This is a genomic window from Brevibacterium sp., from assembly GCF_052105255.1.
Classification (GTDB): domain Bacteria; phylum Actinomycetota; class Actinomycetes; order Actinomycetales; family Brevibacteriaceae; genus Brevibacterium; species Brevibacterium linens_B.
This window is the reverse complement of sequence record NZ_JBQDYQ010000020.1, coordinates 43638-50366: the sequence shown is the minus strand read 5'-3', so window position 1 is coordinate 50366 and position 6729 is coordinate 43638. Positions and strand designations below refer to the sequence as shown.

Below are 6729 nucleotides of genomic sequence, written 5' to 3'. Positions count from 1 at the left end.
CGATCGCCGATTTCGTCCGGCACGGTCAGGACGTCGAAGCGGCCGTGCTCGCCCGGGCCGTTGCCTGGCATGCGGAAGGCCGGGTGCTCATGGACGGCCACCGCACCGTCGTCTTCGACTGAACCATCACCTCGCCGAGGCGGCGCGACCCTGACCGGGCTGCCTCGGTGATGGTCGGAGTTCGCCCCGTCGTTTGATGCGGTTCTGACACATCTGCGGGCTTTCCGTGTGCCCGGACCCGAGGCTGGGTTAGCCTCGGACTATGAGAGAGACCCACCTCACACCGGAAGTCGAACTCCGTCGTCTGCCGATCCCCCGCGGACCGGTCAACCTGGCCCGACAGGCCGTGCTGCGCATGGCGAACGTCGGGCTCACCGCCGCCTACGGCGCCTACCGGGCACACCCCGCGATCTGGCGTTTCACCGCCCGCCATTACAACCCGCGGCTCGAACCCTTCGCGAAGCTCAATGCATGGATGATCTGCCAGCAGGCCTCCCTCGATGTGCCGGCGTACCAGGACTATCTTGCGCGTTCCGGTTTCGAGTTCCGGTGGTGGGACCTCGAGGCCTACACGCCGACGTCGAAGGACGAGTTCGTTCGCCGCTACAGCGAGGAACATCGCTGCTGGGACGGTCGGATCGACCGTGTCGGCACTGTCGTCGACGAATCCTCGGGCTCCTCGGGCACCCCATTCAACTGGATGCGGTCGAAGAAGGAGCTCGACACCGTCCATAAGAACGTCGCCGGCTACGTCACGATGCTCTTCGACCACACGGACCTGTTCTGCATCAACGCCTTCTCGATGGGTGCCTGGGCGACGGGGACGAACACGGGGCTGGCCATGGCCAAGGTGGCGATGGTGAAGAACACCGGCCCGGATCTCGAGAAGATCCTCGACACGATGCAGCATTTCGGACCGAACCATTCCTACCTCATCAGCGCCTATCCCCCGTTCCTCAAGCATCTCGTCGACCGGATGGACTCCGAGCCAGACAGATGGGCAGACTTCCGGCTCAATGGGTTCGTCGGCGGAGAAGCGATGACGGAAGGTCTGCGCGACTACCTCGAGGCGCGTTTCGAGCGGGTCTATTCCGGGTACGGCGCCAGCGACCTGACGATCGGGATGGCCGGCGAATCCGACCTCTCGGTCGTCATCCGTCGGGCCTTGGCCCACGATCTCGACTTCCGTGCCGATGCGCTCGGCCCCGACGAGTCTCGCGTGCCGATGGTCTTCCAGTACAACCCGTTGGAGACCTATTTGGAGACCACCGACGACGGTGAACTGGTCGCCACGATCAACTCGGCGGCGGTGATGAGTCCACGGCTGCGCTACAACATCGGAGACGAGGCCACGCTCATCGACTTCCCGACCATGGTCGAGCTCACCCGTCGCCATCCGGATCTGGCGCGAGCGTGTTCGGCGGCGTTCGCCGGCAATGGGATGAAGCTGCCGTTCGTGCTGCTGTTCGGGCGCGCGGATTCGACGATCTCGTATATGGGCGCCAACATCTACCCCCTCGACATCGAGAACGGGCTCTACCGAGACAATCCCCGGGCCCACCTCATCGAGTCCTTCCGCATCGAACTGCGTGAGATCGCCGGGCACGAACAGCGCCCCGCCCTGCACATCCAGCTGCGGGAAGAGTCCCCGTCCATGGACGGGGCTGCGCGGCAGGACCTGGCTGGGACGATCCGGGCCGGGGTGCTCGGACACCTGGCGTCGGTGTCGAGAGACTTCGCGCAGAGCCTGGAGGAGGACCCGACGACCGCGGAGATCCACGTCGAGATCCACGATCACGCCACAGGCCCGTTCGAAACGGCGAACACGAAGATCAAGAACGTCTATGTCCAACGAACGCAGGAGGGTGACGATGCGATCGAATGATTTCTCCCAGGCTCCCCCACAGGCCCGCGCCGAGGCGTTCTTCCTCGGCGCGAACCGCTACCGCAATCCGCTGGCGATGATGGGCCAGCTGCGGAGGTGGCCGCGGGTGGCCAAGGGGCTGAAGGCCTCAGCCGGCTACCTGTGGCATCGCAGCTACTTCGAGTTTCCCGACCGGATCGGACTGATGGTCGCCTTCGCCACCCGTGACGACCTCCTCGCCTATGCACGCACCCCCGAGCATCGGGAGATCATGAAATGGCTGGTCGGCAGCGGCAAGGACTCCCCGGCCCGAGGCGGCTTCATCCGGATCCTCACGGCCGATGAGTGGGGATACACGAATGGTGAGTTCCGAGCCGAGGACGGCCGGTTGGGCATGATCGACGATTTCACGAAACTCAGTTCCGAATGAGACCGCGGCGGGTGCGTTCCCGGGCCGATCTCGCCGAGTTCATCGACCTGGCTCCTCGCCTGGCGCGGGCGCGCGGCGAAGAGGACCACTATGTTCCACTCTTCGCCGCCGATATCCGCGACTGGTTCGCCGGTCGCGGGTGGTTCGACGAACCCGCCGAGCTCTGGCTGTTCGACACCGATCGGGCAGAAGCGGCGGCCCGCGTCATGTGCCACCGGTCGGCAGCATTGGCCGCCGAACTGGGTTCTGCTGACGCAACCGCTGCGCCTCTGTTCTTCGGCGCCGTCGAAGTCGCCGACGAGGAGGCGCTGGACGTGCTGATTGCGTTCCTCGACGAGCGAGCCGAACAGGTGGGAGCATCACGGATCTTCGGTCCCGTCTCTCCCCTGCCGAACGTCACCGGCGGTCTGCTCACCGACGGCGTCCGCCATCCCGGCTTCTTCGACTCAGCGTGGAATCCCGCCTTCTGCTGGCCGGCATTCGCCGCGGCCGGGTTCGAGACCTGGGGGCCGGCACACACGTGGGAGGTGCCCGTCGGTTCCATTCCCGCAGCCCGTGCGACTGCGGTCACCGCTGACGAATGGCGTCGCCTGAGGCTGCGTCGCCGCCCTGTCTCCCGTCTCGGCCTGCGCCGTTTCGCCGACCGGCTGCTGCCGAGCCTCAATGCCGCCTTCTCCGAACTGCCCTATTACACGTCCATCACACCCGCTCAGCTGCGCTCGCAGATGCAGGGCCTGTCCGCCCTGATGGACCCCGATCTCATCATCGACATCACCGGTGCCGACGATCCTGCCGACGCCCCGCCTCGCTGCTTCGCTCTCGTCATTCCCGACCCGGTGCCGATCCTGCGTCGCCACGGCGGCCGCCTCGGTGTGCGCACCGTCTGCGACCTGCTCCGGCACCGTCGCACGATGAGCGACGCGGTGCTCATCATCCAAGGCACCGACCCTCGCTATCAGGGGTCGGGTCTGCTCAGCCTGGCCATCCGCGAACTCAACTGTGCGCTGGTCGCCAAGGGATATCGACGGCTGCGGGTCACGTTCATCGCCGAGGACAATCCCGCCTCGGCGGCGGTCTTCGCCCGTTCCGGGGGCAGGCAGCTGCACCGGCTCGTGTTCGTCGACCGCACCCTGCCTCCGTCCCCGCCCGAGGAGCACCGTTGACACTGACCACTGCCCTCGTCGAGTCGCTCTTCACTGTCGCCGCCTCCGCCCCATCCGCCCACAACACCCAGCCCTGGGTTCCTGAGATCACGAGCTGCACGCCGACGGTCGCCGAGGTGCGGGTCGGGGCCGACCCCGCCCGCCTGCTGCCCCACGGGGACCCGCGCAGTGAGGATCTCCACCTGAGCCTGGGCTGCTGGGTGGAGGCGCTGACGATCGCCGCCGCCGAGGTGGGGCTGCGCACCGAATCGGTCACCGTCCGAGGGCGCGGGCCCACCGTGGACATCCGGGTGCGCTTGGCCACCGGGGAATCCATCGCGGACCCCGCCGAGAGGGATTCCGCGACGGCGGACGGCAGTGTGTGGCCCGCGTTCGGGACCGCGGACCTGCACCATCGTCAGGTCGACCGCGGCCCCTTGGTCCGGGCCGAGGCCCGATTCGCCGAGGCGGCCGCGATCTGTCGCAGCGCCATGGCCGACACAGCGGTCGACCTGGTGGAGGTCCCCGACCGCGCCTGGCGGGCATGGCTGCGTCGTGCCGCACTGCATTCCTTCGGTGACCGACCGGTGTTCGCCGAGACCTTGCGGTGGCTGCGCTTCGACCCCGCCGATCCGCGCTACCACCGGGACGGACTCACCGCCGAGTGTCTGCGCATCCCGGCGGCAGGTGCTCGAGCCGCTGTCTTCCTCGATCGCCCCTGGCTGCGCTCCTGGATCGTCGGCCTGACATCGGTGGGGCTCAGACCATTCGCACTCGCGGACTCCGCGATGAGGTCATTCGCGAACTCGGATCGGGGATCACGACGGTCGACCCTGCGCCGTTCATTGCGTGCGGGACTTCGGCGGACCTCTGCGGCAAAGCCCACCTCGTCTGCTCGTCACGACCGACGTCATTCCCATCATCTGGTCCTGTCCGTCCCCGATCGACCGACGCTGTCGGCCGCGGACGAGGTGGGGGTCGGACGGATCCTGCTGCGGCTCTGGCTGACACTCGACCGGCACGGGCTGCGCGTCGATGTCCACTCCGAAGTCAAGGACAGTCCGACCGTCCGACGCGAATTGGCGACCTTCCTCCGCGGTCGGCCGATCGCGGCCTTCTCGGCGGGGGCCTCCACCACGCCGGTTCCCCGAGCACCCCGTCTGCCGACTGTCTGACGCTGGCGTCTGTCGAGCCCTGCTGTCGGAGGCAGGTCGAGGTGTATCTTCACACCAGGTAGGCGCACAGGGAATTCACACCTCCGACCTCTTGTGCTGTAGGGTCGGCTCGGTCTATCAAAGGAGCTGAGTTCAGATGTCGGAAACCACTTTCCGTATGATCGCGATCGTCCTCTACTTCATCGGCATGCTGGCCATCGGCTGGTTCGCCTACCGCAAGACGAGGAACAACCTCGATGAATATATGCTCGCCGGCCGTGGACTGCGGCCAGGCGTTGCCGCTCTCAGCGCCGGCGCCTCGGATATGTCCGGCTGGCTGCTCATGGGGCTGCCCGGCGCCATCTACGTCTCCGGTCTCATCGAAGCGTGGATCGCCGTCGGCCTCACCGTCGGCGCGTGGATCAATTGGAAGATCGTCGCACCCCGACTGCGCGCGTTCACGGAGAAGGCCGACGATTCGATCACGATCCCCAGCTTCTTCGAACAGCGCCTGAAGGATCGGACACGACTGCTGCGCATCGTGTGCGGCATCATCATCCTCGTCTTCTTCACCTTCTACGTCTCTTCGGGCATGGTGGCGGCCGGAAAGTTCTTCGAGTCGAGCTTCGGACTCAACTACCTCGGCGGAATGCTCCTCGTCGCCGCGATCACCATGGTCTACACCCTCTTCGGCGGCTTCCTCGGTGCAACTCTCACCGACGTCGCCCAGGGGCTGCTGATGTTCGCCGCTCTCATCGCCGTGCCGATCGTCGCCGTCATCAACGCCGGCGGCCCCTCGACCGTCATCAGCAACGTCACCGAGATCGACCCCGGCCTGCTCAGCCTCGTCGGCTCGGGAGACTTCTGGACCTTCGCCACGATCGCATCCATCGTCTCCGCGCTGGCCTGGGGACTGGGCTACTTCGGACAGCCGCACATCATCGTGCGCTTCATGGCTCTGCGCACTCCTGCCGATGCCGGCGTCGCCCGGCGCATCGGCATCAGCTGGATGGCGATCTCCGCTCTCGGCGCCATCGCCACCGCCATCGTCGGCATCTCCTACTTCTCCCAGCACGCGGACATGGAGCCCGCCGATGCCGAGACCGTCTTCCTCGACCTCGCGCAGATCCTCTTCCACCCATTCATCGCCGGCCTCGTGCTGGCAGCGGTGCTGGCTGCGATCATGTCGACGATCTCCTCGCAGCTCGTCGTCACGTCATCGGCGCTCATCGAGGACCTCTTCAAGATCGTCGCCCTGCGCACCGGTTCCACACGCACTCTGCAGGACAAGACCTATGTGCTGCTCGGCCGCCTCGGCGTGCTCGTCGTCGCCATCATCGCGGTGGTGCTCGCGATCTCGCCGTCGAACAGCATCCTCGACCTCGTCGCATTCGCATGGGCAGGATTCGGCGCATCCTTCGGCCCGATCGTCCTGCTCACTCTGTTCTGGAAGCGACTGAGCAACTGGGGCGCCCTGTTCGGTCTGCTCTCCGGTGCGGTGGTGGCCTTCGTCTGGGGGCAGGTGAGCACTCCGATGACGGACGCGATCTACGAGATCATTCCCGGCTTCATCGTCAACCTCGTCGTCGCCGTCGTCGTCAGCCGCTTCACCTACAAGCACGATGAGGCCTCTGACATCGAGTTCGACGAGTCCGTGGCGCTCTCCCGAGCCAAGTGAGAGCGAACGTGTGACGGTGAGAGCCGACGCACGACGGCGCGGGGCGTGAGAGCCGACGCACGCGTGGAAAAGGCCGGGGCATGTGTGCCCCGGCCTTCTTCGTGCCCCGGCCTGCGTCGTGCCCCGGCCTTCTTCGTATCGACACGTCAGTACGACCCATGGCCTACCCGCCATCGGTGCACCGAACGGATCGCGCCTCAGGTTGCGTACCCGAATAATCGCTTTTCGTTCCAATCATCTGAATCGAGAGCGATGATCGGAACGAAAAGCGATTATTCACGCCGAGGTGGCCAGACAGGTGCGTCCACACTGACCCCGCCGAGGCGGCCTGCACGACCTTGTCGACCGCCGCACCAGCGGTGAAGACACGTCGGGGGGGGGCCCCGGGACGGGGGCCCCCCCCCCGGGAGTAAAACCCCGCGGCCGAGAACCCGCCCGACGGGCGGGACGGGGGTTTGTAA

5 protein-coding genes and 1 pseudogene are annotated in these 6729 nt (G+C 66.4%); all 6 read left to right on the top strand.

What is annotated here, in order from left to right:
• Window positions 1-122: pseudogene (gene purU / locus ACTIIH_RS07820) on the top strand (formyltetrahydrofolate deformylase); the annotation flags it as partial.
• A 140-nt stretch (window positions 123-262) separates the two neighbouring features.
• Entirely contained in the window at window positions 263-1885 is a 1623-nt protein-coding gene (locus tag ACTIIH_RS07815) for a phenylacetate--CoA ligase family protein (RefSeq protein WP_441451325.1), read from the top strand.
• The gene (locus ACTIIH_RS07810) at window positions 1872-2294 is read left to right on the top strand and encodes a hypothetical protein (RefSeq protein ID WP_101555481.1); all 423 of its coding nucleotides are present in this window, start codon (window positions 1872-1874) and stop codon (window positions 2292-2294) included. Before ACTIIH_RS07815 ends, ACTIIH_RS07810 begins: the two co-directional genes overlap by 14 nt.
• Window positions 2295-2305: 11 nt before the next feature.
• Complete coding sequence (locus ACTIIH_RS07805; RefSeq protein ID WP_101555480.1) at window positions 2306-3457, top strand: hypothetical protein; 1152 nt, start codon at window positions 2306-2308, stop codon at window positions 3455-3457.
• Window positions 3454-4611 carry a hypothetical protein gene (locus tag ACTIIH_RS07800; protein ID WP_441451324.1) on the top strand — a complete coding sequence of 386 codons (1158 nt, stop codon included), beginning with the start codon at window positions 3454-3456 and terminating at the stop codon, window positions 4609-4611. Before ACTIIH_RS07805 ends, ACTIIH_RS07800 begins: the two co-directional genes overlap by 4 nt.
• Before the next feature lie 136 nt (window positions 4612-4747).
• Window positions 4748-6268 (top strand): sodium/proline symporter PutP, encoded by a 1521-nt coding sequence (putP, locus tag ACTIIH_RS07795; protein WP_101555478.1) that lies wholly within the window; start codon window positions 4748-4750, stop codon window positions 6266-6268.
• The last annotated feature ends 461 nt before the right edge of the window (window positions 6269-6729 follow it).

Excerpts from the sequence above, each read along its gene's own strand:
- putP (WP_101555478.1), top strand. The coding sequence starts at position 4,748 with ATGTCGGAAACCACTTTCCGTATGATCGCGATCGTCCTCTACTTCATC.
- ACTIIH_RS07810 (WP_101555481.1), top strand. The coding sequence starts at position 1,872 with ATGCGATCGAATGATTTCTCCCAGGCTCCCCCACAGGCCCGCGCCGAG.
- ACTIIH_RS07815 (WP_441451325.1), top strand. The coding sequence starts at position 263 with ATGAGAGAGACCCACCTCACACCGGAAGTCGAACTCCGTCGTCTGCCG.